Below are 24,883 nucleotides of genomic sequence, written 5' to 3'. Positions count from 1 at the left end.
GACGGGTTGCAGCGGGTGCTTACATTGGCATCACACTGTGACGACGATCATGAACTGGGGTGTTCATGACGGGAGGCGGACCCATGCAAGGTGCCAGTGTGCTGAGCGGCGGAGTATCCTCTCCGCAGCATGTTCCAGTGTGGTCAAGGAAGAAGGCAGAAGCAGCCTTGAATATTGTCATCGTTGACGACCAGACGTCCGCGCGAACCATGCTGCGCCATGTCATCGAAGACATCGCGCCGGAACTGTCCGTGCACGACTTCGGCGATCCACTGACGGCGCTCGCCTGGTGCGAGTCGCATGCCGTGGATCTGCTGCTGCTCGATTACCGCATGCCGGAGATGGATGGGCTGGAGTTCGCCCGCCGGTTCCGCCGCCTGCCCAAACACCGCGACATCCCCGTGATCCTGATCACCGTGGTCGGCGATGAGCCGATCCGTCAGGCCGCGCTGGAAGCGGGGGTGATCGATTTCCTGGTCAAGCCGATCCGCCCGCGCGAACTGCGCGCGCGCTGCTACAACCTGTTGCAGCTGCGCCAGCAGTCGGAGAACGTGAAGCAGCGCGCGCTCTCGCTGGAGCAGCGGCTGCTGGCCAGCATGCATGAGGTGGAAGAGCGCGAGCGTGAGACGCTTTCGCGCCTGGCGCGTGCGATCGAGTTCCGTGATGCCGGCACCAGCGCCTACCTGGAGCGCATGGCGCACGTGGCGGGCCTGATCGCCGAGCAGCTCGGGCTGCCGGAGGAAGAGGTCAAGCTGATCGAGATGGCCGCGCCCCTGCACGACATGGGCAAGATCGCCATTCCCGATGCCGTGCTGCTCAAGCAGGGCAAGCTGAGCGAAGAGGAGCAGGCGATCATGCGCCGGCACCCGCGCATCGGCTATGAACTGTTGAGTGGCAGCCAGAACCGTTTCATCCAGGTCGGCGCGCTGATCGCGCTGCGCCACCACGAGCGCTACGACGGCAGCGGCTACCCGGATGGGCTGGTCGGCGATGCCATTCCGCTGGAAGCGCGGATCGTGGCGGTGGCCGATGTGTTCGATGCCCTGATCTCACCCCGTCCGTACAAGGAAGCATGGACCATGGAAGCCACGCTGGCTTATCTGTACGCCCAGCGTGGCCGGTTGTTCGACCCGCGTTGCGTTGATGCCCTGCTGCGCGGCCGCCTCCAGCTTGATGAGATCTGCGCACAGCACTCCACTGCGTCATCCCGCCCGGGGATGTGATATGCGTCGTCTGTACCCGCGGCTGAAGCAACGTCTGGCGCAGCGCCCGGATACCGAGCACGGCCAGGCGATCGTGCGCATCGTGCTGATCACCCTGATCCTGCTGTACGTACTGATGCCGGGGCCGCGGCACGATCTGCCGCCGGCGCAGTACCACGGCGTGCTGGCGATCGTGCTGACCGGCCTGACGCTGTCGCTGGGGCTGTTCGGCTGGCTGCTGTGGCGGCCGGGGCGCTCGGACCCGCGCCGGGTGGCCGGCATGCTGGCCGACTACGGGCTGATTGCCGCCGGGATGGTGCAGATGGGCGAGCCGCTGGCCTGGGTCTACATCGTGGTGATGTGGGTGACGGTCGGCAACGGCATGCGCTATGGCAACAACTATCTCTATGTGGCCGTGGCGATGGCCATGGTCAGCTTCGGCAGCACCGCGCTGCTGACGCCGTACTGGGAACGCAATGCCCGGCTGGCGTTCGGGCTGTGGCTGGGCCTGGCCGCGGTGCCGCTGTATTTCTCCACGCTGCTGCGCCAGTTGACCCGGGCGATGGCCGAGGCGCGCCGTGCGAGCGAGGCCAAGAGCCGCTTCCTGGCCAACATGAGTCATGAATTCCGCACGCCGCTCAACGGGCTGTCGGGCATGACCGAGTTGCTGGCCACGACCAAGCTCGATGAAGAGCAGCGCGAGTGCGTCAATACCATCCAGGCCTCCTCGCGCAGTCTGCTGGCGCTGGTGGAAGAGGTGCTGGACATCTCCGCGATCGAAGCGGGCAAGCTGCGCGTGACCGCCGAAGACTTCGCCCTGACCGATGTCATCCAGGCGATCGGGCTGATCCTGCTGCCACAGGCCAAGGCCAAGCGGCTGGATTACCGGGTCAAGGTGGCCGACACCGTGCCGCCGTTGCTGCGCGGCGATCTGGGTCACCTGCGCCAGATCCTGCTCAACATCGCCGGCAACGCGGTCAAGTTCACCGACCATGGCCGGGTCGAGATCCGCGTCGCCGTGCTCAATGCCGAATCCGATGGCGGGGTGCGCCTGCGCTTTGACATCCTCGATACCGGCATCGGCGTCGCGCCGGAAATGCGCCCACGTCTGTTCGAAGCCTTCGAGCAGGCCGATGTCAGCATGGCCCGCCGGCACGAAGGCACCGGCCTGGGTACGACCATCGCCAAAGGCCTCGTCGAGGCGATGGGCGGCGACATCGGCTATGAAGAGAATCCGCCGCAGGGCAGTCATTTCTGGTTCGAGCTGCCGTTTGCGCCGCCGCGCGTGCCGTTGGGCACGGTCACCCCGGCCCTGGTCGGCGACGGGCTGCCGGACCGCAACGGCAATGTCATCGCCTTCGCCGATCCGTTCCTGCGCCACCGCGCGCGCGTGCGCAGCATGCACATCCTGGTCGCCGATGATCACGAGGCCAACCGGATGGTACTGCAGCGCCTGCTGCAGAAAGCCGGTCACAAGGTGCTGTGCGTCAACGGCGGCGAAGCGGTGCTGGATGCGATGGCCGAGAGCGATTTCGATGCCGCCATCGTCGATCTGCACATGCCCGGCATGAGTGGCCTGGACATGCTCAAGGAGCTGCGCGTGATGCAGGCCGGGGGCGGTCCGCGCACGCCGGTGCTGGTGCTCAGCGCCGATGTCACCCCAGAGGCGATCCAGCGCTGTACCCAGGCCGGTGCGCATACTTTCCTGGCCAAGCCAGTGGTGGCCGTGCGGCTGCTGGACGTGCTGGCCGACATCGCCTCCAACGGTCAGCTCAAGGCGAGCGCGCCGATCGTGCGCACCGCCACCGTGCTCGATGGGGTGCTCGATCCAGGCGTGCTGGACGAGTTGGCCTCGCTCGGCATGGGCGATGGCTTCGAACGCGAGTTCATCCGCCAATGCCTGGCCGATGCCGAGCAATGCGTCGGCGTCGCACTGGCCGACGGCGAGCGCGCCGACTGGGTGCATTTCCGTGAGCAGGCGCATGCGATCAAGGGCGTGGCCAGCAATCTGGGCCTGGTCCGCGTGGCGAACCGTGCGGGCGACCTGATGCGCATGGCCGATTGGCAGCTCAAGAGCGAATGGCGGCAGCGCGTGACCCTGCTGCAGGCGGGCATCAAGGAAGGCCGGCAGGCACTGGATGCGCGTGCGCAGCGCAAGGCGCAGGGGCAGGCCGACGACGGCGGCGACATGCGCTGAAAAAAAGCCCGGCGGCAGCCGGGCTTGAACAACACAGGGGAGGGGAGGACTCAGGCCACGTCGAGGGTGGCGCGGCGGGTCTGGGCCTTGATCAGGCGGTCCATGGTGCGCAGCGACTTGTCGCCCAGGGCGAGTGCGGAATCGACCCACACCTTGGTGATCTCCAGCAGTTCGTCATAGCGCACGGCCTGGGCCAGGTTGCGCGCGGCATTCATCGCCAGATACGAATGCGGAATGCGCTGGTGCTGGCGGATCAGATCTTCCACGGCCTTGACGCCGTGGCCCTTGGGCACCAGCACGTCGACCACGCCCATGGCATGCATCTCTTCGGAGGAGTACACGCGGCCGTCGAGGATGATCTTCTCGGCCAGCTGCGGTGCCACGCGCTTGCATAGGAACGAGTACGCGCCCATGCCCGGGAACAGGCCGAACAGCACCTCCGGCAGGCCCATGCCGCAGCCTTCTTCGGCCACGATGGTGTGGCAGGCCAGCGCCATCTCCAGGCCGCCGCCGAGCGCGTCGCCCTGGATCAGCGCGATCGAGCGCACGTCGCCACCGAAGCCGGTGTGCAGGTGGTGCACGCCTTCCACGCAGCGCTGTGCGTAGGTCAGCAGGCGGTCGCGGTTGCCCTCGCGGATCAGGCGGGTGAACAGGTCCAGATCGCCGCCCAGGTTGTAGGCGTTCGCATCGGAGGCGAGCACGAAATGCCGCAGCTTGCCGCTGTTGCGCTCGGCCGGGGTGCGGGTGATGGCACTCATGAAATTCCACATTTCATCGAGCATGTCCTTCCGGCAGCACGGGCGGATGCCGCTGGCGGCATCGGCGTGCATGTACAGCCAATGGGCATCGTCGTTACCCGTGGTTTCGGTGCGGATGGTGGCGTAGCGGTGGTTGACGGGCAGCTTTTCAATGGTGCTCATGGCGATTTCCTCGGAGGCTGGCCCGCTGGGAGGACGGTGGGCGGCGGGCCTGACGGGTCCACACGCCGCGATCCTACACCCCCGGCATCTCACGCAATGCAAAAGGCCCCCGCCGTTGCCGGCAGGGGCCCTGTGAAGATGCAGCCGTTGGGGAACCGTTACGGCGCGGGCGTATCGCGCAGTTCGCGGCGCAGGATCTTGCCGACGTTGGTCTTCGGCAGCTCCTTGCGGAACTCCACGATGCGCGGATGCTTGTAACCGGTCAGGTTGGCACGCGCATGCTCCTTGACCATCTCGGCGGTGAGGTTGGGGTCCTTCTTGACGATGACCACCTTGACCACTTCGCCGGACTTCTCGTCGGGCACGCCGACCGCGGCGACTTCGAGCACGCCGGGCATCATCGCGATGACGTCTTCAACCTCGTTGGGATACACGTTGAAGCCGGACACCAGGATCATGTCCTTCTTGCGATCCACGATGTAGAAGAAGCCCTGCTCATCCATGCGCGCCATGTCGCCGGTGTGCAGCCAGCCCTCGGCATCGACCGCCTGTGCGGTGTCCTCCGGGCGCTGCCAGTAGCCCTTCATCACCTGCGGGCCCTTGATGCACAGCTCGCCCACTTCGCCGGCGGCCAGCGTCTTGCCGGCGTCATCCTTCACGCAGGCATCGGTGGACGGGATCGGCAGGCCGATCGCGCCGTTGTACTCGGCCAGGCTGAGCGGATTGATGCAGGCGGCCGGCGAGGTCTCGGTCAGGCCGTAGGCCTCGACCAGGGTCACGCCGGTGACCTTCTTCCAGCGCTCGGCGACGGCGCGCTGCACCGCCATGCCGCCACCCAGGGTGACCTTCAGCGAGGAGAAATCGATCTCGTCGAAGCCGGGGGTGTTGAGCAGGCCGTTGAACAGCGTGTTGACGCCGGTGATCGCGGTGAAACGGGTTGCCTTGAGCTCCTTGACGAAGCCCTTCATGTCGCGCGGGTTGGTGATCAGGTAGTTGCAGCCACCGAACTTCATGAAGACCAGGCCGTTCGCCGTCAACGCGAAGATGTGGTACAGCGGCAGGGCGGTGATGATCACCTCCTTGCCCATCTCGATCCCCGAGGCGGAGATCCAGGCCGAGGCCTGCTGCATGTTGGCGACCAGGTTGCGGTTGGTCAGCATCGCGCCCTTGGCCACGCCGGTGGTGCCGCCGGTGTACTGCAGGAAGGCGACGTCGTCGTGATCGATCTCGACCTTGGGCAGGGTGTGGCGGCTGCCCAGCTTGAGCGCCTGGTTGAAGCGGATCGCGCCGCGCAGGCTGTAGTTGGGCACCATCTTCTTGATGTACTTCAGCACGAAGTTCACCACGATGCCCTTGGCGCCGAGCATGTCGCCCAGGCCGGTGGTCACCACCTGCTTGATCGGGGTGTCGGCGATGACCTGCTGCACGGTGTCGCAGAAGTTGTCGACCACCACCAGCACGGCCGCGCCGGAATCCACCAGCTGATGCTTGAGCTCGCGGGCGGTGTACAGCGGATTGACGTTGACCACGGTCAGGCCGGCCCGCAGCACGCCGAAGGTCGCGATCGGGTACTGCAGGCAGTTGGGCATCATCAGGGCAACGCGGTCGCCCTTCTTGAGCTGCAGCTCACCGAGCAGGTAGGCGGCGAACTGTTCGACCAGTGCGTCCGTTTCCCCGTAGGTCAGAACCTTGCCGAAACTGGAGTAGGCGGGGCGGTCGCGGAACTTGGCCACCGAGGTGTCGAAGACGGCCGAGACCGAATGGAACTCGTTGACGTCGATCTCGGCGGGTACGCCTTTGGGATAACTCTGCAGCCAGGGTCGTTCCAGACTCATATTCCCCCTCCAGGAAACGTGGATGATGTGATGCGATGACGGAGAGTATCCGTCGTTTCATGCCTCGGCAGCATACCGTCCCGAATGGGAAACGCGAAGGGCCGGTGAAGAAAGGTGGACGCGGGGCAGCGGGGCAGGGTCGCGCCGACGATGGATGACGTTTGCAGCCGCATGTGTTCGCTCATCCGTCTATGCTCGCTCATCGCGGCGGCTCGCCAGCGCAGGCGTCGTGACACTGCAGTGCAGCTTCCAGCACCGGCACGGCCCAGTCGGGTGCCTGCCGCAATTGAGCGGCGTCATCGGCGGCGGGCCAGGTCAAACGGCCACCGTCCATCTGCAGCACAGGCTGCGGGTCGGCAAGGGGCTGGCCAGGACCGGCCTCTGCACTGTTGTCGTACACCTGCAGCTGTGCCAGTGCTGGCAACAGGGTGATCAGGTTCTGCAGCGCCAACGGATAGCGGCGGTGGATGTCCGCATCGCTGATGGGGTGGCCACCGGCCGCAACGCATGCGCGCACCCGTGCGATGTGCTGCTCGGGAGAGGCCAGGCCGCAGTACCAGACCAGTACGTCATGCGTGGCGCATGCCTCGGCCAGGGTCGCGGCGATGGATTGTCCGCCCAGGGTGGTTTCGAAGGCGTGGTTGCGACGTTCGGCGATCGCGGCCTGCAATCGGGAGAAGCCTTCCTGCCACGCCTGACCATTGGCCTCGCGCTGGCTCATGCCCAGTCCGCGGCACAGCTGCCGGGCCCAGTCGTCCGGATCGAACCAGTCCAGCCCGGCCTCGCGGAGCAGGTGACCCCCGATGGAACTCTTGCCTGCGCCGTTGACCCCTGCCAGGACGAACAGGAAGGGGCGCGCCGCCATCAGTACCCGCTGCCTGCGACTACCTTGCCCTTGAGCCCTGCCGGCTTGCGCAGCAGCGCGCGCGCGTTGGTGCCCGCCGCAGCACTGTCCAGCACGGCAAGGCGATCATCGAAGCGCTGCCGCAGGTGCTGGAGGGCCGGGGTCTGCTCGCGCAGGGAGGCCAGATCACGCTGCAGCGATAGCACTTCGGCCTGCATGGCCTGGTATTGCTCGGCGGAGAGGATGACGGCCTGGGGCTCGTTGTGATTGGTCACCAGCACTGCCTGTTGTTCGCGGACGTCCTGCATGACCTTTCGCCAGTGCTCCTTCACCGTCGAGGCGGTGGTGCGGGTCAGCTCGGTGATCGGGTCGAACTTGAGCGCGTGCCGCATGCCGGTGGCTCCCTGACGGATGCCTCCAGCCTAGCTCATTGCATACGAAATGGGATAAATATGTGATTTATGAAATTTATGAAAAAGAAGATGGGGCGTTGGGACGCCTGTCCGGGGCACGCCCAAGACGCAGATTCGCGAGGATCCGGAAAGCAGCAAGGGGGCGTTGCGCCCCCTTGCTGTCACGTCATCCCCTGGATGGAGACGGCGTACTTCGCCAAGTGGCTGACGCTTACTTCTTCCCCGCCAGCTGGCGCAGCACGTACTGCAGCAGGCCGCCGTGCTTGAAGTACTCCACTTCCTTCGGGGTCAGCAGCATCACATGGACCTCGAAGGTCTTCTTCGTGCCATCGGCCCGGGTCGCGGTGAGGGTGGCCGATTTGCTGGCGCCATCCTCCAGGCCGGTGATGTCGACCACTTCCGAGCCATCCAGGCCCAGGCTCTGTGCGTTCTCGCCGTTCTTGAACTGCAGCGGCAGCACGCCCATGCCAACCAGGTTGGAGCGGTGGATGCGCTCGAAACTCTCGGCGATCACCGCCTTGACGCCCAGCAGGTTGGTGCCCTTGGCTGCCCAGTCGCGGGAGGAGCCGGTGCCGTATTCCTTGCCGGCGAACACCACCAGCGGGACGCCCTCGGCCTTGTACTTGACGGCCGCGTCGTAGATCGCCAGCTTCTGCGGCTCGCCGCCGTCCTTCGGGAAGTACAGCGTGTTGCCGCCTTCTTCGCCGCCGAACATCAGGTTCTTGATCCGGATGTTGGCGAAGGTGCCGCGCACCATGACGTCATCGTTGCCGCGGCGACTGCCGTAGCTGTTGAAGTCAGCCGGCTGCACGCCACGCTCCTGCAGGAAGCGGCCCGCCGGGGAATCCTTCTTGATGTTGCCGGCCGGGGAGATGTGATCGGTGGTGATCGAGTCGCCGAACAGGCCCATCACACGCGCGCCATGCACATCCTCGATGTGGCCGACGTCCATCGTCATGCCGTCGAAGTAGGGCGGGTTCTTGATGTAGGTCGAGTTGCCATCCCACTCGTACAGATCGCCATCGGGCGACTGGATGGTGTTCCAGCGGGTGTCGCCCTTGAACACGTCGGCATAGTTCTTCTTGAACATCTCCGGCCCGATGGTCGCAGCGATCACGTCGCCGATTTCCTTGTTGCTCGGCCAGATATCGCGCAGATACACCGGCTGGCCATCGCTGCCCGTGCCCAGCGGCTCGGTGGTCAGGTCGATATCGGTGGTGCCGGCGATGGCGTAGGCGACGACCAGTGGCGGGCTGGCCAGGTAGTTCATTTTGACTTCCGGGTGCACGCGACCTTCGAAGTTGCGGTTGCCCGACAACACCGAGGCCACCACCAGGTCACCGGCGGCGATGCCCGCGCTGACTTCGGTCGGCAGCGGGCCGGAGTTGCCGATGCAGGTGGTGCAGCCATAACCGACCACGTAGAAGCCGATCTTTTCCAGCTCGGTAAGCACACCGGCTTTTTCCAGGTAATCGGTGACCACGCGCGAGCCCGGGCCGAGCGAGGTCTTGACCCACGGCTTGCGGTCCAGGCCCTTGGCGGCCGCGTTGCGGGCGAGCAGGCCGGCACCGATCATCACCGCCGGGTTGGAGGTGTTGGTGCACGAGGTGATCGCGGCGATCACCACCGCGCCATCCTTCAGGCGGAATCTGTGACCCTCCAGCTCGACATCGCTGTAGCCCTTGGCCAGCTGTTCGTTGCCGACCGCCGCACCGCCGCCTTCGTTGACGAACTTGGAGACGTCATCGTTGCGCTTGTCGCGGTTGGTGGTCAGGCCGACCAGGTTCTCGCGGTAGTTCTGCTTGACGTCTTCCAGCAGCACGCGGTCCTGCGGGCGCTTAGGGCCGGCCAGCGACGGCTTGACCTCGCCCATGTCCAGTTCCAGCGTGGCGCTGTAGCTGGCGTGCGCGGTGTTGGCGTCGTGCCACAGGCCCTGGGCCTTGGCATAGGCTTCGACGAGATCGATCTGTGCTTCGCTGCGGCCGGACAGGCGCAGGTAGGTCAATGATTCTTCGTCGATCGGGAAGATGCCGCAGGTGGCGCCATATTCCGGTGCCATGTTGCCGATCGTGGCACGGTCGGCCAGCGGCAGGTGCTGCAGGCCCTCACCGAAGAACTCCACGAACTTGCCGACCACGCCGTGCTTGCGCAGCATCTGGGTGACGGTCAGCACCAGATCGGTGGCGGTGGCGCCTTCGGGCATGCGACCGGTCAGCTTGAAGCCGACCACCTGCGGGATCAGCATCGAGGACGGCTGGCCGAGCATGGCGGCCTCGGCTTCGATACCCCCTACGCCCCAGCCGAGCACGCCGATGCCATTGATCATGGTGGTGTGGCTGTCGGTCCCGAACACGGTGTCCGGGTACGCCACCGCCTTGCCATCCTTGTCCGCGGTCATGACGACGCGGGCCAGGTTTTCCAGGTTCACCTGGTGGACGATGCCGGTGTTGGGCGGCACCACCTTGAAATCATCGAAGGCCTTCTGGCCCCAGCGCAGGAAGCCATAGCGTTCCTGATTGCGCTGGAATTCGATCTTGCCGTTGAGATCCAGCGCGTCGGGCGTGCCGAACACATCGACCTGCACCGAGTGATCGATCACCAGCTCGGACGGAATCTGCGGATTGATCTGCTCCGGTCGACCGCCGAGCTTGACCACCGCATCGCGCATCGCGGCCAGATCGACGACGCAGGGCACGCCGGTGAAATCCTGCAGCACCACGCGCGCGGGCATGAAGGCGATCTCGATGTCGGGCTCGGCCTTGGGGTCCCACTGGGCCACGGCCTGGATGTGGTCCTTGCCGACGGTGACGCCACCATCCTCGTGCCGGAGCAGATTCTCCAGCAGGATCTTCATCGAATAGGGCAGGTGGGAAATGTCGAACGTCTGTCCGAGCTTGGGCAGGCTGAAGTAGTCGTAGGTGGTGCCGCCGACGTCCAGCTGGCTGCGGGTGGAGAACGAATCGCTCATTGCAGATGACTCCTTTGCTGATGGCTTGCAACGGCTGCGCCGGAACGCGCGCCTGCTTGCGGCTGCCGTCGGGCTCGCTGCGCCCGCCGATCCCTCGCAGTATGCGACAGCGGCCGGGGCGTGCCAGCCCTTGGGCTCAGGACGCAAGGTTACACAGGCATGTGTAGTGCCGATGTCATCGCCTGCATCCCGAATGCAGACGGGGCGCCATGAGCGCCCCGTCTGGAAGTAGCTCGGCCGCGGCCGCTTACTTGCCGTTGGCGGCGTCGATCAGGGGGTTGCCGGTCTTGCCCACCGCATTGGTCTTGGACTTGGCGGACAACACGCCGGTCTTGCCGAACTCGAACACGGTGGCTTCCTGGATGTTCTTGCCGAACGACTTGATCTTGACGAAGTCGTAGTACCAGACCTGTGTGTCGCCGAGCTGTTCGCGGCGGCTGGGGGCGCCGAAGGCGCCACGCACATCATCCTGGGTGGTTTTGCCCACTTCGGCGGCATCCAGTTGCTGCTGGGTGATCTCGGTGCCGGTGGTGTAGGCGCCAAACGGGTTGGCATGCGCCGATGGGGCAGCCAGGGCCAGCGGGGCGGCAATCAGCAGGGCAAAAGCGAGGGTGGTGGCGCGCATCGTGGGATGTCCTTGTCTATCGATGGGGGTGCGGGTCGCCAGGAGGGCGGCAAGCGTCCGGGTCCAGGCGGCAGCGGTTGCTGCTCGTTCAGTCTAGCCTTCTTGCCGGGCCCGGGACGCCCGAAAGGCGGGCGCCGCCTGGATTTGCCCCTGAACGTCAAAGTACGTACAATTTATACATACTTTTCGAGGCGTACCCCATGGAAGCTACTGTTGCTGAACGCGGACAGATCACGCTGCCCAAGGCCGTGCGTGACGCCCTGGGGCTGACCAAGGGCACCCAGTTGACCGTGGAGCTGGAAGGCGGCCGCATCATCCTGCGCAAGAGCGTGGACGATGCGATCTCCCGCGCCCGCGGCAAATTCGCACTGGATGGCTTCGAGTCGTCCGAGGCCGCCGTGAAGGCTGTCCGTGACGAAGACTGAGCCCGCGATGATCGCCGTCGATTCGCCGGTGCTGATCGAACTGCTCAGCAACGGCCCGCAGGCCGATGCCGTCGAGGCCTGCCTGCGCCAGAGCCTGGTCGGCGGGCGCGTGGTGGTCTGCGGCGCGACCTTGGCCGAGCTGTGCGCCTCGCTGCGCGGCGGCGCCGAAGTGCTCGAAGCGCTGGAGGAAATGGGTGTCCATTTCAACGCGCTGGAGGCCAAATCGGCCCTGCGCGCCGGCGAGATGCAGCGCCGCCACCGGCAGCGTGGCCAAGGCCGGCGCAGCCTGGACGACTTCATGGTGGGGGCCCATGCACTGCTGCAGTGCGATGGCCTGATCACCTGGAACGACACGTTTTACCGCGACTACTTCAAGGGCCTGAAGCTGATCGTGCCGCAAGCCTGAGCCCATTCTTTAAACCGCATTCTTTCAAAAGAATCACCCGGGAGTTGTCATGTTGGAAGCCTACCGCCACCACGTAGCCGAGCGCGCCGCGCTTGGCATCCCGCCGCTGCCGCTGAGCGCCCAGCAGACGGCCGACGTCATCGAACTGCTGAAGAACCCGCCCGCCGGCGAAGCCGAGTTCCTGCTTGACCTGCTGACCCACCGCGTGCCGGCCGGCGTCGATGACGCTGCCAAGGTCAAGGCCTCGTACCTGGCCGCGATCGCCCTGGGCAGCGAAGTCAATCCGCTGATCACGCGCGAGCGCGCCACCGAACTGCTGGGCACCATGCTCGGCGGTTACAACGTCGCCCCGCTGGTCCAGCTGCTGGACGACGCTGCCGTCGGTGCGATCGCCGCCGATGCGCTGAAAAACACCCTGCTGGTGTTCGATGCCTTCCACGACGTGCAGGAAAAGGCCAAGGCCGGCAATGCCAACGCCCAGGGCGTGCTGCAGAGCTGGGCCGATGCGGAGTGGTTCACCAGCCGTCCGCAGGTGCCCGAAAGCCTGACCATCACCGTGCTCAAGGTGACCGGCGAAACCAACACCGATGACCTGTCGCCGGCCCCGGATGCCACCACCCGCCCGGACATCCCGCTGCACGCCCTGGCGATGCTGAAGAACAAGCGTGATGGCATCGAGCCGGAAGAAGACGGCAAGCGCGGCCCGGTCACCTTCATCGAATCGCTGAAGGACAAGGGTCACCTGGTCGCCTACGTGGGCGACGTGGTCGGCACCGGTTCCAGCCGCAAGTCGGCCACCAACTCGGTGCTGTGGTTCACCGGTGAAGATATTCCGTTCATCCCGAACAAGCGCTTCGGCGGCGTGTGCCTGGGTTCCAAGATCGCCCCGATCTTCTACAACACCATGGAAGACGCCGGTGCGCTGCCGATCGAACTCGACGTGTCGCAGATGAACATGGGCGATGTGATCGAGCTGCGTCCGTACGACGGCAAGGCCCTGAAGGACGGCGCCGTCATTGCCGAGTTCAAGGTCAAGTCCGATGTGCTGTTCGACGAAGTGCGCGCCGGTGGCCGCATTCCGCTGATCATCGGCCGCGGCCTGACCGCCAAGGCGCGTGAAGCGCTGGGCCTGGCCCCGACCGATCTGTTCCGCCTGCCGATGGACCCGCCGGATACCGGCAAGGGCTTCTCGCTGGCGCAGAAGATGGTCGGCCGCGCCTGCGGTCTGCCGGAAGGCCAGGGCATGCGCCCGGGCACCTACTGCGAACCGAAGATGACCTCGGTGGGCTCGCAGGACACCACCGGTCCGATGACCCGTGACGAACTGAAGGACCTGGCCTGCCTGGGCTTCTCGGCCGACCTGGTGATGCAGTCGTTCTGTCACACCGCCGCGTACCCGAAGCCGGTGGACGTCAAGACCCACCACACCCTGCCGGAGTTCATCTCCACCCGTGGCGGCATCTCGCTGCGCCCGGGCGACGGCGTGATCCACAGCTGGCTCAACCGCATGCTGCTGCCCGACACCGTCGGCACCGGTGGCGATTCGCACACCCGTTTCCCGGTGGGCATTTCGTTCCCGGCCGGCTCGGGCCTGGTCGCCTTTGCGGCGGCCACCGGCGTGATGCCGCTGGACATGCCCGAATCGGTGCTGGTGCGCTTCAAGGGCACGATGCAGCCGGGCGTGACCCTGCGTGACCTGGTCAACGCGATCCCGCTGTATGCGATCAAGTCCGGTCTGCTGACCGTGGCCAAGGCCGGCAAGAAGAACATCTTCTCCGGTCGCATCCTCGAGATCGAAGGTCTGCCGGAGCTGAAGGTCGAACAGGCGTTCGAACTGTCCGATGCCTCGGCCGAACGTTCGGCCGCCGGTTGCTCGGTGCACCTGAACAAGGAGCCGATCATCGAGTACCTCACCAGCAACATCACGCTGCTGAAGTGGATGATCGCCGAGGGTTACCAGGACGCCCGTTCGCTGGCGCGCCGCATCGAGAAGATGGAGGCCTGGCTGGCCAACCCGGAGCTGCTGGCCCCGGATGCCGACGCAGAGTACGCCGCCGTCATCGAGATCGACCTGGCCGACATCCACGAGCCGATCGTGGCCTGCCCGAACGATCCGGATGACGTCAAGACGCTGTCGGACGTGGCCGGCGCGGCCATCGATGAAGTCTTCATCGGTTCGTGCATGACCAACATCGGTCACTTCCGTGCGGCGGCCAAGCTGCTGGAAGGCAAGCGCGACATCCCGACCAAGCTGTGGGTGGCCCCGCCGACCAAGATGGATGCCTCGGAGCTGACCAAGGAAGGCCATTACGGCACCTTCGGCACCGCCGGCGCACGCATGGAAATGCCGGGCTGCTCGCTGTGCATGGGCAACCAGGCACAGGTGCGTGAGGGTGCGACGGTGTTCTCGACCTCGACCCGCAACTTCCCGAACCGTCTGGGCCGCAACTCCAACGTGTACCTGGGGTCGGCCGAGTTGGCCGCGATCTGTTCGCGTCTGGGTCGCATCCCGACCAAGGAAGAGTACATGGCCGACATCGGCGTGCTGGATGCCAGCAGCAAGGACATCTACCGCTACATGAACTTCGACCAGATCGAGGATTATCAGGAAGTCGCCGGTACGGTGGCTGCCTGATCCGGTGCCGGGCGCTGCCCGGCCTCGGTAGCCATCGACCGTGGGTCGATGGATGAGCACAAGAACCCCCGGTGAACGCCGGGGGTTTTTTCATGCGCGACGCTCAGGGTGTCGGAAACCGGAATGGCCAGGCCTCGTCGCCTGCATCGTTGCGTTCGGTACAGACCTGCCGGAACGTCTCCACGAACGCCTGCTGCAGCCGGGTAGGGTGCCAGTCAGCGCGGGTGGTCAGGCCGATACGGCGGCGCAGGTCATCGCCGGCCCGGCCGATCTCGCAGAGCAGGCCGGCCCGACGTTCGAACACGAACTGATCGCGCGACATCAGCGTGAGCCAGTCGTCTTCGAGCAGCAGGCCGCGGGTGATCAACACCGAACCACACTCGATGCGCAGCCGCGGGGGTTCGTGGCCATGCTGGCGGAACATCCGTTCCCAGCGCGCCCGGACCGGGGCCCCCGTCGCGGCGATCACCCAGGGGTAGTCGAGCAGCTGTGGAAAGTGGATCCCTTGGGTGGCAGCCAGTGGATGTCCGCTGCGCGCGACAATGACCGGGTCGTCGTCGAACAGTCCTTCCTGCGCGATGTCGCGTACCGGCAGCTTGTCGCGCATCGCGCCGATCAACAGGTCCAGGCTGCCTTCGCGCAGGTCACCGAGCAGCTCGGCGTAGGGGCCTTCGATCACGTTCACCGTCGCCCCCGGATGCGCGCGCGCAAAGCGGGCAAGCACCTGGGGCAACAGGATGGCCCGGGCCAACGGCATGACGCCGAGCACGACCCGGCCGCCCTGTTGCGAGCGTAGTGAGGCAAGTTCATCGACGCCGGCGCTCAGCTCGGACAGCGCCAGGCGGACCAGACGGAGCATGCGTGTGGCCGCGGGAGTCGGCTGCACGGTTTTCCCGCGGCGCACCATCAACGGTGTCTCAATCACCTCGGCGAGCTCGTGCACCGCGCGATAGATGGCCGGTTGGGACACGCCCGCGCGGCTCGCCGCGAGCGTGAAGCTGCCGGCGGTATCCACTGCGGCCAAGGCGCGCAGCTGGCCCAAGGTGACCCGCCGCTCCACAGCGGGCATCGCCGGCAGGCGCTGGGCCCGGCGGGCCCCGCGGACACCGTGCGCGATGTAGGCAAGCGCGCGTTCGATCCGCGGCACCAGCAGCCCGGCCGCCTCGGTCGGCGACATGCCGCCGGGCTGGCGATCGAACAGCGGCGCGTCCAACTGTTTCTCCAGCCGCGCGATGGCCTGCGTCAACGCCGGCTGGGACAGATTCACGTGCGGTGCGGCCGCGCTGATGCCGCCGTGGTGGTAGACCGCGGCGAGGGCGTGCAGGTGCTTGAGGTTCAGGTCCAGAGGTGTGCTCATGGATCAACTATAACCAAACCCAATGGCTGTTTCGAAAAACGATCTTGAGGGGTTGGGCGGCGAAAGGACAGACTGCGCCATCGTCAACGAAGGATGGATGGATGTCCCGGGTAGTCTCTTCTATCGAACGCGCCGATGCGGCGGTGATCCAGGTGCTTGCGCAGGCCGGTGTTGCCACCGCGCATGAAGCGCAGGGCCGCAGCGGTCTGCTGCATCCGCGGCTGCGCCCGATCTATGGCGGTGGGCGCATCGCCGGTAGCGCGATCACCGTGTCGGTGCCGCCGGGCGACAACTGGATGATGCACGTGGCCATCGAGCAGCTCCGCGAGGGCGACGTGCTGGTGGTGGCGCCGACCAGCGACTGCACCGACGGCTACTTCGGCGATCTGCTGGCGACCTCGGCCCAGGTGCGTGGCTGCCGCGGGCTGGTGATCGATGCCGGCGTACGCGACGTGCGTGACCTCACCGCGATGGGCTTCCCGGTCTGGAGCCGCGCGATCCACGCACAGGGCACGGTCAAGGAAACGCTGGGGTCGGTCAATGTGCCGGTGGTCTGTGGCGGGGCACTGGTCCGGCCGGGCGATGTGGTGATCGCCGACGACGACGGGGTCTGCATCGTGCCGCGTGCGGATGCGGCGCATGTGGCCCGCGAGGCACAGGCCCGCGAGGCCCGTGAAGCGGACAAGCGCGAACGGTTGGCCAAGGGCGAGCTGGGCCTGGACATCTACCAGATGCGCGAGCGCCTGGCGGCCAAGGGCCTGCGCTATGAGTAAGGCCGTGCGCGCGATGTGGATGCGCGGCGGCACCTCCAAGGGCGGGTTCTTTCTCGCTTCGGAGCTGCCGGCCGAGCCGGCCACGCGCGATGCCTTCCTGCTACGTGCGTTCGGCTCGCCCGATCCGCGCCAGATCGATGGCATGGGCGGCGCTGATCCGCTGACCTCCAAGGTCGCGGTCGTGGCGCCCTCCCGCCATGCGGATGCCGACGTGGACTATCTGTTCCTGCAGGTGTTCGTGGACCAGGCCGTGGTCAGCGATGCGCAGAACTGCGGCAACATGCTGGCCGCCGTCGGCCCGTTCGCCATCGAGCGTGGATTGGTTGCAGCCACGGGCGAGCAGACCGACGTACGCATCTTCATGTGCAACACCGGCACGCTCGCCTCGGCGACCGTGCAGACGCCGCAGGGCACGGTGGCGTATGACGGCCAGGCACGCATCGACGGCGTGCCCGGCAGCGCCGCCCCGGTTCCATTGGCGTTCGCCGACATCGCCGGCTCCAGCTGTGGCGCGCTGCTGCCGACCGGCCATGCTGTCGATGTCATCGACGGGGTGGAGACCACCCTGATCGACAACGGCATGCCGTGCGTCGTGCTGCGCGCCTCCGATGTGGGCATCACCGGCCATGAGGACCGCGCCACGCTGGACGCTGATGAGGCGCTCAAGGCCACGTTGGAGGCGATCCGCCTGCAGGCCGGCCCGCTGATGCGGTTGGGTGATGTCAGTGCCCAGTCCGTCCCCAAGATGATGCTGGTGGCGGCGCCTCGCGCAGGCGGGGCGATCAGCGTCCGTTCGTTCATTCCGCATCGCTGCCACGCCTCCATCGGGGTGCTTGGGGCAGTGACGGTCGCCACGGCCTGTCTGCTGCCCGATTCCCCCGCGCATGCCCTCGCGGCGCTGCCCGGCGGCCCGCATCAGACGCTGGAGATCGAGCACCCCAGTGGAAGCACCGCTGCCGTGCTGGATCTGGACGCGGCCGGGCAGGTGACCCGCGCCGCGGTACTGCGCACCGCGCGAAAGCTCTTCGACGGCATGCTGTTCGACTGAATACGCACGACGTCCTTATTCTTGTGACCTGGGAGGGTTGATATGACCGTTGTAGAGAAGCGGCCGAGCCGCTTCGGCATTGTGGGCCAGCTCTGGTTCCAGGTGCTGGCAGGTACCGTGATCGGCGTGCTGTTGGGGTGGCTGCAGCCGGACATCGGCTCGGCGATGAAGCCCTTCGGCGACGCGTTCATCAAGCTGATCCGGATGATGATCGGTCCGATCATCTTCGTCACGGTGGTGCATGGCATCGCCGGCATGCGCGACATGCGCAGCGTGGGCCGCCTGGCCCTGAAATCGCTGATCTACTTCGAAGTCATCACGATCCTGGCGCTGATCGTGGGCCTGGTGGTGGTGGATGTCTGGAAGCCGGGCGCGGGGATGAACATCGACCCGGCCACCATCGACATGGCCAGCATCCAGGGCTACGTGCACAGCGCGCATGACCAGTCGATCGTGTCCTACATCATGGCGATCATCCCCAACACGCTGGTGAGTGCCTTCACCGAAGCGCACGTGCTGCAGGTGCTCTTCGTGGCGGTGCTGTTCGGTGTGGCGCTGGCCTCGATCGGCGAGCGCGGCGCGCCGGTGATGAAGGTGATCGAGTCCACCTCGGGCGCGCTGTTCAAGATCATCGGCTACATCATGTACTTCGCCCCGATCGGCGCCTTCGGTGCAATCGCCTTCACCGTTGGCCAGTTCGGTGCGGGCTCGCTGCTGTCGCTGGGCGAGCTGATCATCGAGTTCTTCGTGGTCTGTGGGCTGTTCACCGTGCTGGTGCTGGGCAGCGTGTGCTGGTGGACCGGTGCCAGCTTGTGGCGGCTGCTGGGCTACCTGCGCGATGAGATCGTCATCGTCGCGGCGACCACCTCCACCGAAACCGTCCTGCCGCGCCTGATCGAAAAAATGAAGAAGCTGGGCTGCGAGGAAGGTGTGGTGGGTTTCGTGATCCCGGCCGGCTACTCGTTCAACCTCGACGGCACCTGCCTGTACCTGACCACCGTCGCGCTGTTCCTGGCCCAGGCGACCAACACCGAGCTGACCGTCTGGCACCAGCTGGGCCTGATCGCGGTGCTGCTGCTGACCTCCAAGGGAGCGGCCGGTGTGGCCGGCGCGGCATTCGTGGTGCTGGCAGCGACGCTGGGTACCACCGGCACGATCCCGGTGGCGAGCATCGCGTTGATCCTGGGCATCCACCGGATCCTGGCAGAGGGCCTGACCTTCGTGAACCTGATCGGCAATGCGATCGCGGTGCTGGTCATCGCCAAGTGGGAAGGCAAGCTCGACGAGAAGGTGCTGGCCGAGCAGATCGGCACTCGGCGGCTGAGACGCCGCGTGCTGACTGCCGCCACCGTCTGATCCTGCCGCCGCGGCGCTGCCGCGGCCTCCCGACATCCATCCGTTGCGCGGCTGCGGCCGCGCACAGGAGGCGCTTGTGTCCCGTTTTCCCCGCAATACCCTTTGCCTGCTGGTGGCTGCCAGCCTGGCGGCGCCGGCGTTCGCCGCGTCCGCTTCACCCAAGGGCAGTCTGCCCGATGGCGTCGATCTCACGTTGGACCTGGTCGGCAACGTCGCCTCCAATCCGGTCGGTGGTGTCGAGCAGGGCACCGAAGGCTCGTACTGGGTGATGGCCCAGTCCAAGTTTGATCTGGACACGCTGTGGGGTATCCACAACACCGACGTCGATGCGCAGTGGGCCTGGTTCGCCGGCCGCAACCTGGCGCGCGAGAAAATCGGCAATTCGATCAGTGCCCAGCAGACCTGGCGGCCGGTGGCCGGCGGGCGCCTGACCCGGCTGACCCTGCGCCACCGCTTCGACAACGGCCTGAGCATCATTGCCGGGCGTGCCCCGGTGAACAGCTACTTCAACAGCTCCGCGCTCAACTGCGTGTTCATGAGCAACGCGATGTGCCTGACCCCGTATGGGGCGATCACCGATCTGGGCATCACCGCCTACCCGAACGCGTCCTGGGCCGGGATCGTGCGCTACGACGTGAATGACCGCTGGTATGCGCAGGCCGGTGCCTTCGACTACAACAACGCCTTGAACAAGGCCGGCAAGAACGGCCTGGACTTCTCGGTGGGCGAGGGTACCGGGACCATCACCGCGTATGAAGTCGGCTACCAGACCAGCTTCGCCAATAACCGTCTGCCGCGGACCTTCCGGCTGGGCATGTACCGCAACAGCGATGGTGGCAAGAGCTCCTACTACGATGCCAACGGCACCTCCGCAGCGCTGACCGGCAGGCCGACCGCGGTGCAGGACGGTGCGCGGTCGGGCGGGTATGCCATGGCCGATCAGACGGTCTGGCGGGGTACAGGCAAGCGCAACCTCGCGCTGTTTGCGCGCGCGTACGTGAACACGGGCAACGAAGCGCCGGTCGACACCTTCGTCTCGGCCGGCTTCGTCAAGACCGGCACCTTCGCCGGCCGCGAGCAGGACACGTTGGCGATGTTTGTCTCCAACACCCACTTCAGTGACGAACAGATCGACTTCCTGCGCGACCGGCGTACCCGCAATGGCGGCAACGGTGCGCCGCATGCGGACGAGATCATCGCCGAGCTCAGCTATGGCTGGGCCGTGCACAAGGGCATCCGCCTGATGCCCAACCTGCAGTACGTCATCAACCCCGATCCCCTCTACGCGCCTACCCGTACCACCGACATTCCCGATGCGCTGATTGTCGGGCTGCGCATGGACATCCACTTCGCCCAGCTGTTCGGCTGGTGATTGATCCCCCACGAGGCCCCTGCATGATCATCGATTGCCACGGTCATTACACGACCGCCCCCGCCAGCCACGACGCCTTCCGCAAACAGCAGATCGCGCATTACCACGACCCCTCGCTGCCGGCGCCGGTCTACCCGGAGATCAGCGATGCGGAGTTGCGCGAGAGCGTGGAGGCCAACCAGTTGCGCCTGCTGCGCGAGCGTGGTGCCGACATGACCATCTTCTCCCCGCGTGCCAGCACCATGGCCCATCACATCGGCGACGAACGGGTCAGCGCGGAATGGACACGCCGCTGCAACGACCTGATCGCCCGCGTGGTGGCGCTGTATCCGGAGACCTTCATCGGCGTGTGCCAGCTGCCGCAGTCGCCGGGCGTGCCGATCGCCCATTCGATCGCCGAGCTGGAGCGCTGCGTCAACGAGCTCGGCTTCGTGGGCTGCAACCTCAACCCGGACCCGTCCGGCGGCCACTGGACCGGCCTGCCGCTCACCGACAAGGCCTGGTATCCGTTCTTCGAGAAGATGGTGGAACTGGACGTTCCGGCGATGGTGCATGTCTCGGGCAGCTGCAACGCCAACTTCCATGCCACCGGCGCGCACTACCTCAACGCCGATACCACCGCGTTCATGCAGTTCCTGCAGGGCGATCTGTTCCGTGACTTCCCTGCGTTGCGTTTCATCATTCCGCACGGCGGCGGTGCGGTTCCCTATCACTGGGGGCGTTTCCGTGGCCTGGCCGACATGCTGGGCAAGCCGCCGCTGAACGAGCACGTCATGAAGAACGTGTTCTTCGATACGTGCGTCTATCATCAACCGGGCATTGATCTTCTTTTCAAGGTCATCGACATCGACAACATCCTGTTCGGTTCGGAAATGGTCGGCGCGGTCCGCGGCATCGATCCGGAAACGGGGCAGTTCTTCGACGACACGCTGCGGTATGTGAACGCGCTGGGCCTGTCCGAGAGCGATCGCCGCAAGGTGTGCGAAGGCAACGCGCGGCGGGTCTATCCGCGTCTGGATGCGCAGCTGAAGGCGAGGGGCCTGTGATGAGTGATTTCGTGAAAGACGCCGATTGGCTGGATTTCTGCCCCGCACCGAGCGTGCCGCGCTTCGTGCCGCCCATGGGCGCCGTGGACGCGCATTGCCATGTCTTCGGGCCGGGCGACCGCTTCCCCTACGCACCCGAGCGCAAGTACACCCCATGCGACGCCGGCAAGGAACAGCTGTTCGCGCTGCGTGACCTGCTGGGATTCGAGCGCAGCGTGATCGTCCAGGCCACCTGCCATGGCGCCGACAACAGCGCCCTGGTCGATGCCCTGCGCAGTGCGGGCGGCCGCGCCCGTGGCGTGGCGACCGTGCGTGACAGCGTGACCGATGCTGAACTGCGTGAGCTGCACGCGGCGGGCGTGCGCGGGGTCCGCTTCAATTTCGTGAAGCGGCTGGTCGATCCCAAGCCGGATGCGTACTACCGCGCGATCATCGAGCGCATTGCGCCGCTGGGCTGGCACGTGGTGGTCTACTTCGAGGCGGCCGATCTGGCCGAGCGCTGGGACTTTTTCACCTCACTGCCGACCACCGTGGTGGTGGACCACATGGGTCGACCGGACGTGACCCAGCCCGTGGAAGGTCCGGCGTTCCAGCAGTTCGTGCGGCTGATGGATGAGCACGCCAATGTGTGGAGCAAGGTCAGCTGCCCGGAGCGCCTCTCGCGCAGTGGGCCGCCGCATTACGACGACGTGGTGCCGTTCGCGCGCCACCTGGTGGAGAGATTCCCGGACCGGGTCTTGTGGGGGACGGACTGGCCGCACCCCAATCTGACCTCGCACATGCCCGACGACGGTACGCTGGTGGACGTCATTCCGCGTATCGCAGTGACCGCGGATCTGCAGCGCAGGCTGCTGGTGGACAACCCGATGCGGCTGTACTGGGCGTAGGTGTCGACCGGCCCGCCGCTGCTAGCTGCGAACCAACGCCATCAACCGCTCCGCAATCCGCTCCAGCGGCACCATTTCCTCGGCCGCGCCGATCCTCACCGCGCTGCCCGGCATGCCCCAGACCACGCTGGTGGCTTCATCCTGCACCAGGGTCGGGGCACCGGCGTTGCGAAGATCCAGCAAGCCGCGCGCACCATCGTCGCCCATACCGGTCAGGATCGCGCCGATGGCATTGGCGCCCGCACTTTCGGCCACCGAGCGGAACAGCACGTCCACCGCCGGCTTGTGCCGGTTGATCGGCGGACCGTCGTCGATCCGGCACCGCCAGCGCGCACCGTCCCGGATGACGCGCAGGTGCTTGCCACCGGGCGGCAGGTAGGCATGGCCGGGCAGGACCGCTTCGCCGTCGGTGGCTTCGCGCACCGACATTGCCGAATGGCGGTCCAGGCGCTCGGCGAACGGGGTGCTGAACTGCGCCGGCAGGTGCTGGGTCATCACCACGGCCGGGGCATCGGCCGGCAGGCCTTCGAGCACCACGCGCAGGGCTTCGGTGCCCCCGGCGGAGGCGCCGATGGCGATCAGGCGGTCGGTGGTGCGGAACTGGATGGAGCGCGGTGTCGCCACCGGCGCCACGGCACCCAGGGTGATCCGCGGGGGATTGGGCCGGGACAGCGGGCGCACGCGCGAGCGCGCGGCCATCTTGACCTTGGCGATGATCTCGTCGGCGTAGCCCTGCAGGCCACGGGCGACATCCAGCTTCGGCTTGGAGACAAAGTCCACCGCGCCCAGCGCCAGCGCCTGCAGGGTGGTGTCGGCACCGCGCTCGGTGAGCGAGGAGATCATCACCACCGGCAGCGGATGCAGGCGCATCAGGTTTTCCAGGAAGGCCAGGCCATCCATCCGTGGCATTTCCACGTCCAGCGTGATCACGTCCGGCGCCAGGCGCTTGATCTTCTCGCGCGCCAGCAGGGGATCGGCAGCGGTGCCGACGACCTCGATGCCGGGATCGCTGGCGAGGATCTCGCTCAGCATCTGGCGGACGACCGCCGAGTCGTCGACGATCAGGACTTTGCAGGGCACACCGTGGGTCATTCGAACAGCTCCACGCCACCGGTGACCGGGGCCTTGGACAGGCGGGCGCGCACGGCCGATTCGGTCGCGGCCACTTCAGCTTCATGGGCGTGCGGCAGGCGCTGCACCACCACGCGGCCGGTATCGGCGAAGAACCACACCTTGCGTGGATGGATGCCGCACAGGTCCTCGGCGATGATCGGAATGTGCTCGGCCTGCAGGTACTGGCGCACGAACTCGGCGTTGCGGGTGCCAACCGGGTTGCTGGTGAAGCCCTTGAGCACGTTGGCCCCGCCGAACACCTTGGCCTCCAGCCGCTTGCGGTGCGCGCCGCGCTTGAGCAGATCGTTGATCAGCAGTTCCATCGCGTAGCTGCCGTAGCGCGCGGGCGCGCCATCACCGACGTTGCCTTCGGGCAGCAGGAAATGGTTCATGCCACCGATCTTGAGCACCGGATCGCGCAGGCAGGCGGCCACGCAGGAGCCCAGCGTGGTGGTCAGTGCGGTGTTGTCATCCACGGCGAGGTACTGGGTCGGCAGCAGCTTGGCGGCGGTCACCTGGAAGCGGCTGTCGAAATAGCGCATCACCTCGTCGTTACGGATCGGCAGACTCATACCGGTGCTCCCGGCGCGCGCTTGTACAGCGTGCGGCCGCAGGGTTGGATCAGGTCGGCGGCGTGCAGGTAGTTCTCCGAGTGGCCGGTATAGAGCAGGCCGTCATCGCCCATGTGCTGGATGAGACGCGAGAGGATCCCGCGCTGGGTCGGTTTGTCGAAATAGATCATCACGTTGCGGCAGAACAGGGCATCGAACGGGCCGCCGACGTCGTAACGGCTGGCGAGCAGGTTGAGCGGACGGTAGTCGATGAGGTCACGCAGGGCTGGATTGACCCGGCAATGCCCTTCGTTGGGGCCGGTACCGCGCTGGAAGTAGCGCTTGCGGATCGCCGGATCCAGTCCGGCGACCCGGTCGATCGCGTACACGCCGCGGCTGGCGGTGGCCAGCACCTGGGTGTCCACGTCGGTCGCCAGGATGCGCACCGGCGGTTTGAGCGTGCCGAAGGTCTCGCAGGCCGTGATCGCCATCGAGTAGGGTTCTTCGCCGGTCGAGGCCGCGCACGACCACAGCTGCAGCGTGCCATGGCCGGCGCGAAGGCGCAGTTCCTCGGCGAGCTTCTCGAAGTGGTGCGGTTCGCGGAAGAACGCGGTGAGGTTGGTGGTCAGGGCGTTGGTGAACGCCTGCCATTCGTCACCGCCGTGGGCTTCGAGCTGGTCCAGGTAGTCGCTGAAGCTGCGCATGCCGAGCGCACGCAGCCGCCGCGACAGCCGTCCATAGACCATGTCGCGCTTGGCCGGGGCCAGCGAGATGCCGACGCGCTGGTAGATCAGCTCGCAGACGCGGCGGAAGTCACGGTCGGCGAACTCGAATTCGCGAGCGTTCGGTGAAGCGGCGTTGGCTGGGGGCGTGGACACGGACGGACTCGCAGGGGAAGGGGGCGCGGCGA

21 protein-coding genes are annotated in these 24,883 nt (G+C 66.2%); 11 read left to right on the top strand and 10 right to left on the bottom strand.

What is annotated here, in order from left to right:
• Nucleotides 1-83: 83 nt before the first annotated feature.
• Both ABE483_RS04675 and ABE483_RS04670 read left to right on the top strand, forming a co-directional pair.
• The gene (locus ABE483_RS04675) at nt 84-1,223 is read left to right on the top strand and encodes a two-component system response regulator (RefSeq protein ID WP_313218230.1); all 1,140 of its coding nucleotides are present in this window, start codon (nt 84-86) and stop codon (nt 1,221-1,223) included.
• A 1-nt stretch (nt 1,224) separates the two neighbouring features.
• A complete protein-coding gene (locus tag ABE483_RS04670; protein WP_313212482.1) occupies nt 1,225-3,399 on the top strand; it encodes an ATP-binding protein in 2,175 nt (724 codons plus the stop codon).
• Between the two features lie 50 nt (nt 3,400-3,449).
• Here ABE483_RS04670 and ABE483_RS04665 read toward each other — a convergent pair whose 3' ends face one another.
• The 6 genes from ABE483_RS04665 to bamE form a co-directional block, all read right to left on the bottom strand.
• Nucleotides 3,450-4,319, bottom strand: a complete 870-nt coding sequence (locus ABE483_RS04665; protein ID WP_313212481.1) for a crotonase/enoyl-CoA hydratase family protein — start codon at nt 4,317-4,319, stop codon at nt 3,450-3,452.
• A gap of 158 nt (nt 4,320-4,477) precedes the next feature.
• A complete protein-coding gene (locus tag ABE483_RS04660; protein ID WP_121036701.1) occupies nt 4,478-6,154 on the bottom strand; it encodes a long-chain fatty acid--CoA ligase in 1,677 nt (558 codons plus the stop codon).
• A gap of 199 nt (nt 6,155-6,353) precedes the next feature.
• On the bottom strand, nt 6,354-7,019 hold the full coding sequence (locus tag ABE483_RS04655) for a hypothetical protein (protein WP_346481193.1): 666 nt from the start codon (nt 7,017-7,019) through the stop codon (nt 6,354-6,356).
• Nucleotides 7,019-7,390 carry a type II toxin-antitoxin system prevent-host-death family antitoxin gene (locus ABE483_RS04650; protein WP_346462212.1) on the bottom strand — a complete coding sequence of 124 codons (372 nt, stop codon included), beginning with the start codon at nt 7,388-7,390 and terminating at the stop codon, nt 7,019-7,021. Before ABE483_RS04650 ends, ABE483_RS04655 begins: the two co-directional genes overlap by 1 nt.
• Nucleotides 7,391-7,622: 232 nt before the next feature.
• Nucleotides 7,623-10,379 carry an aconitate hydratase AcnA gene (gene acnA / locus ABE483_RS04645; RefSeq protein ID WP_346462214.1) on the bottom strand — a complete coding sequence of 919 codons (2,757 nt, stop codon included), beginning with the start codon at nt 10,377-10,379 and terminating at the stop codon, nt 7,623-7,625.
• A 247-nt stretch (nt 10,380-10,626) separates the two neighbouring features.
• The gene (bamE, locus tag ABE483_RS04640) at nt 10,627-11,004 is read right to left on the bottom strand and encodes an outer membrane protein assembly factor BamE (protein WP_346462216.1); all 378 of its coding nucleotides are present in this window, start codon (nt 11,002-11,004) and stop codon (nt 10,627-10,629) included.
• Between the two features lie 200 nt (nt 11,005-11,204).
• Here bamE and ABE483_RS04635 point away from each other — a divergent pair, with 200 nt between their 5' ends.
• The 3 genes from ABE483_RS04635 to acnB are packed head-to-tail and all read left to right on the top strand — an operon-like array spanning nt 11,205 to nt 14,470.
• On the top strand, nt 11,205-11,429 hold the full coding sequence (locus ABE483_RS04635; RefSeq protein ID WP_123729167.1) for an AbrB/MazE/SpoVT family DNA-binding domain-containing protein: 225 nt from the start codon (nt 11,205-11,207) through the stop codon (nt 11,427-11,429).
• A 7-nt stretch (nt 11,430-11,436) separates the two neighbouring features.
• Entirely contained in the window at nt 11,437-11,835 is a 399-nt protein-coding gene (locus ABE483_RS04630) for a type II toxin-antitoxin system VapC family toxin (RefSeq protein ID WP_313212487.1), read from the top strand.
• Nucleotides 11,836-11,884: 49 nt separating this feature from the next.
• A complete protein-coding gene (gene acnB / locus ABE483_RS04625) occupies nt 11,885-14,470 on the top strand; it encodes a bifunctional aconitate hydratase 2/2-methylisocitrate dehydratase (RefSeq protein WP_313212475.1) in 2,586 nt (861 codons plus the stop codon).
• A 103-nt stretch (nt 14,471-14,573) separates the two neighbouring features.
• On the opposite strand, the gene ABE483_RS04620 is transcribed toward acnB, so the two are convergent.
• The gene (locus ABE483_RS04620; RefSeq protein ID WP_346481192.1) at nt 14,574-15,827 is read right to left on the bottom strand and encodes a LysR family transcriptional regulator; all 1,254 of its coding nucleotides are present in this window, start codon (nt 15,825-15,827) and stop codon (nt 14,574-14,576) included.
• A 101-nt stretch (nt 15,828-15,928) separates the two neighbouring features.
• On the opposite strand from ABE483_RS04620, the gene ABE483_RS04615 reads away from it, so the two are divergent.
• From ABE483_RS04615 to ABE483_RS04590, 6 genes are all read left to right on the top strand, one after another.
• Nucleotides 15,929-16,600 (top strand): 4-carboxy-4-hydroxy-2-oxoadipate aldolase/oxaloacetate decarboxylase, encoded by a 672-nt coding sequence (locus ABE483_RS04615; protein WP_313212473.1) that lies wholly within the window; start codon nt 15,929-15,931, stop codon nt 16,598-16,600.
• Nucleotides 16,593-17,648 carry a 4-oxalomesaconate tautomerase gene (locus ABE483_RS04610; RefSeq protein WP_346481191.1) on the top strand — a complete coding sequence of 352 codons (1,056 nt, stop codon included), beginning with the start codon at nt 16,593-16,595 and terminating at the stop codon, nt 17,646-17,648. The genes ABE483_RS04615 and ABE483_RS04610 overlap by 8 nt, the downstream gene beginning before the upstream one ends.
• Nucleotides 17,649-17,690: 42 nt before the next feature.
• The gene (dctA, locus tag ABE483_RS04605; protein WP_313218241.1) at nt 17,691-19,004 is read left to right on the top strand and encodes a C4-dicarboxylate transporter DctA; all 1,314 of its coding nucleotides are present in this window, start codon (nt 17,691-17,693) and stop codon (nt 19,002-19,004) included.
• A 76-nt stretch (nt 19,005-19,080) separates the two neighbouring features.
• Nucleotides 19,081-20,376, top strand: coding sequence for a carbohydrate porin (locus ABE483_RS04600; protein WP_346481190.1), 1,296 nt, complete (start codon nt 19,081-19,083; stop codon nt 20,374-20,376).
• Between the two features lie 23 nt (nt 20,377-20,399).
• Nucleotides 20,400-21,422 (top strand): amidohydrolase family protein, encoded by a 1,023-nt coding sequence (locus ABE483_RS04595; RefSeq protein ID WP_313212469.1) that lies wholly within the window; start codon nt 20,400-20,402, stop codon nt 21,420-21,422.
• Entirely contained in the window at nt 21,422-22,309 is an 888-nt protein-coding gene (locus ABE483_RS04590; protein WP_346481189.1) for an amidohydrolase family protein, read from the top strand. Before ABE483_RS04595 ends, ABE483_RS04590 begins: the two co-directional genes overlap by 1 nt.
• Before the next feature lie 21 nt (nt 22,310-22,330).
• On the opposite strand, the gene ABE483_RS04585 is transcribed toward ABE483_RS04590, so the two are convergent.
• Genes ABE483_RS04585 through ABE483_RS04575 form a run of 3 tightly spaced genes read right to left on the bottom strand, consistent with a single transcriptional unit; the run spans nt 22,331 to nt 24,851 of the window.
• Nucleotides 22,331-23,401 (bottom strand): chemotaxis response regulator protein-glutamate methylesterase, encoded by a 1,071-nt coding sequence (locus ABE483_RS04585; RefSeq protein WP_346481188.1) that lies wholly within the window; start codon nt 23,399-23,401, stop codon nt 22,331-22,333.
• The gene (gene cheD / locus ABE483_RS04580; protein ID WP_121036713.1) at nt 23,398-23,994 is read right to left on the bottom strand and encodes a chemoreceptor glutamine deamidase CheD; all 597 of its coding nucleotides are present in this window, start codon (nt 23,992-23,994) and stop codon (nt 23,398-23,400) included. Before cheD ends, ABE483_RS04585 begins: the two co-directional genes overlap by 4 nt.
• On the bottom strand, nt 23,991-24,851 hold the full coding sequence (locus ABE483_RS04575; protein WP_313212465.1) for a CheR family methyltransferase: 861 nt from the start codon (nt 24,849-24,851) through the stop codon (nt 23,991-23,993). The genes cheD and ABE483_RS04575 overlap by 4 nt, the downstream gene beginning before the upstream one ends.
• Nucleotides 24,852-24,883: the final 32 nt, after the last annotated feature.

Origin of the sequence: Stenotrophomonas sp. TWI602 (assembly GCF_039674045.1) — a bacterium.
In the GTDB taxonomy this organism is placed as follows: Bacteria; Pseudomonadota; Gammaproteobacteria; order Xanthomonadales; family Xanthomonadaceae; genus Stenotrophomonas.
This window is presented reverse-complemented; position numbering and strand designations above follow the sequence as displayed.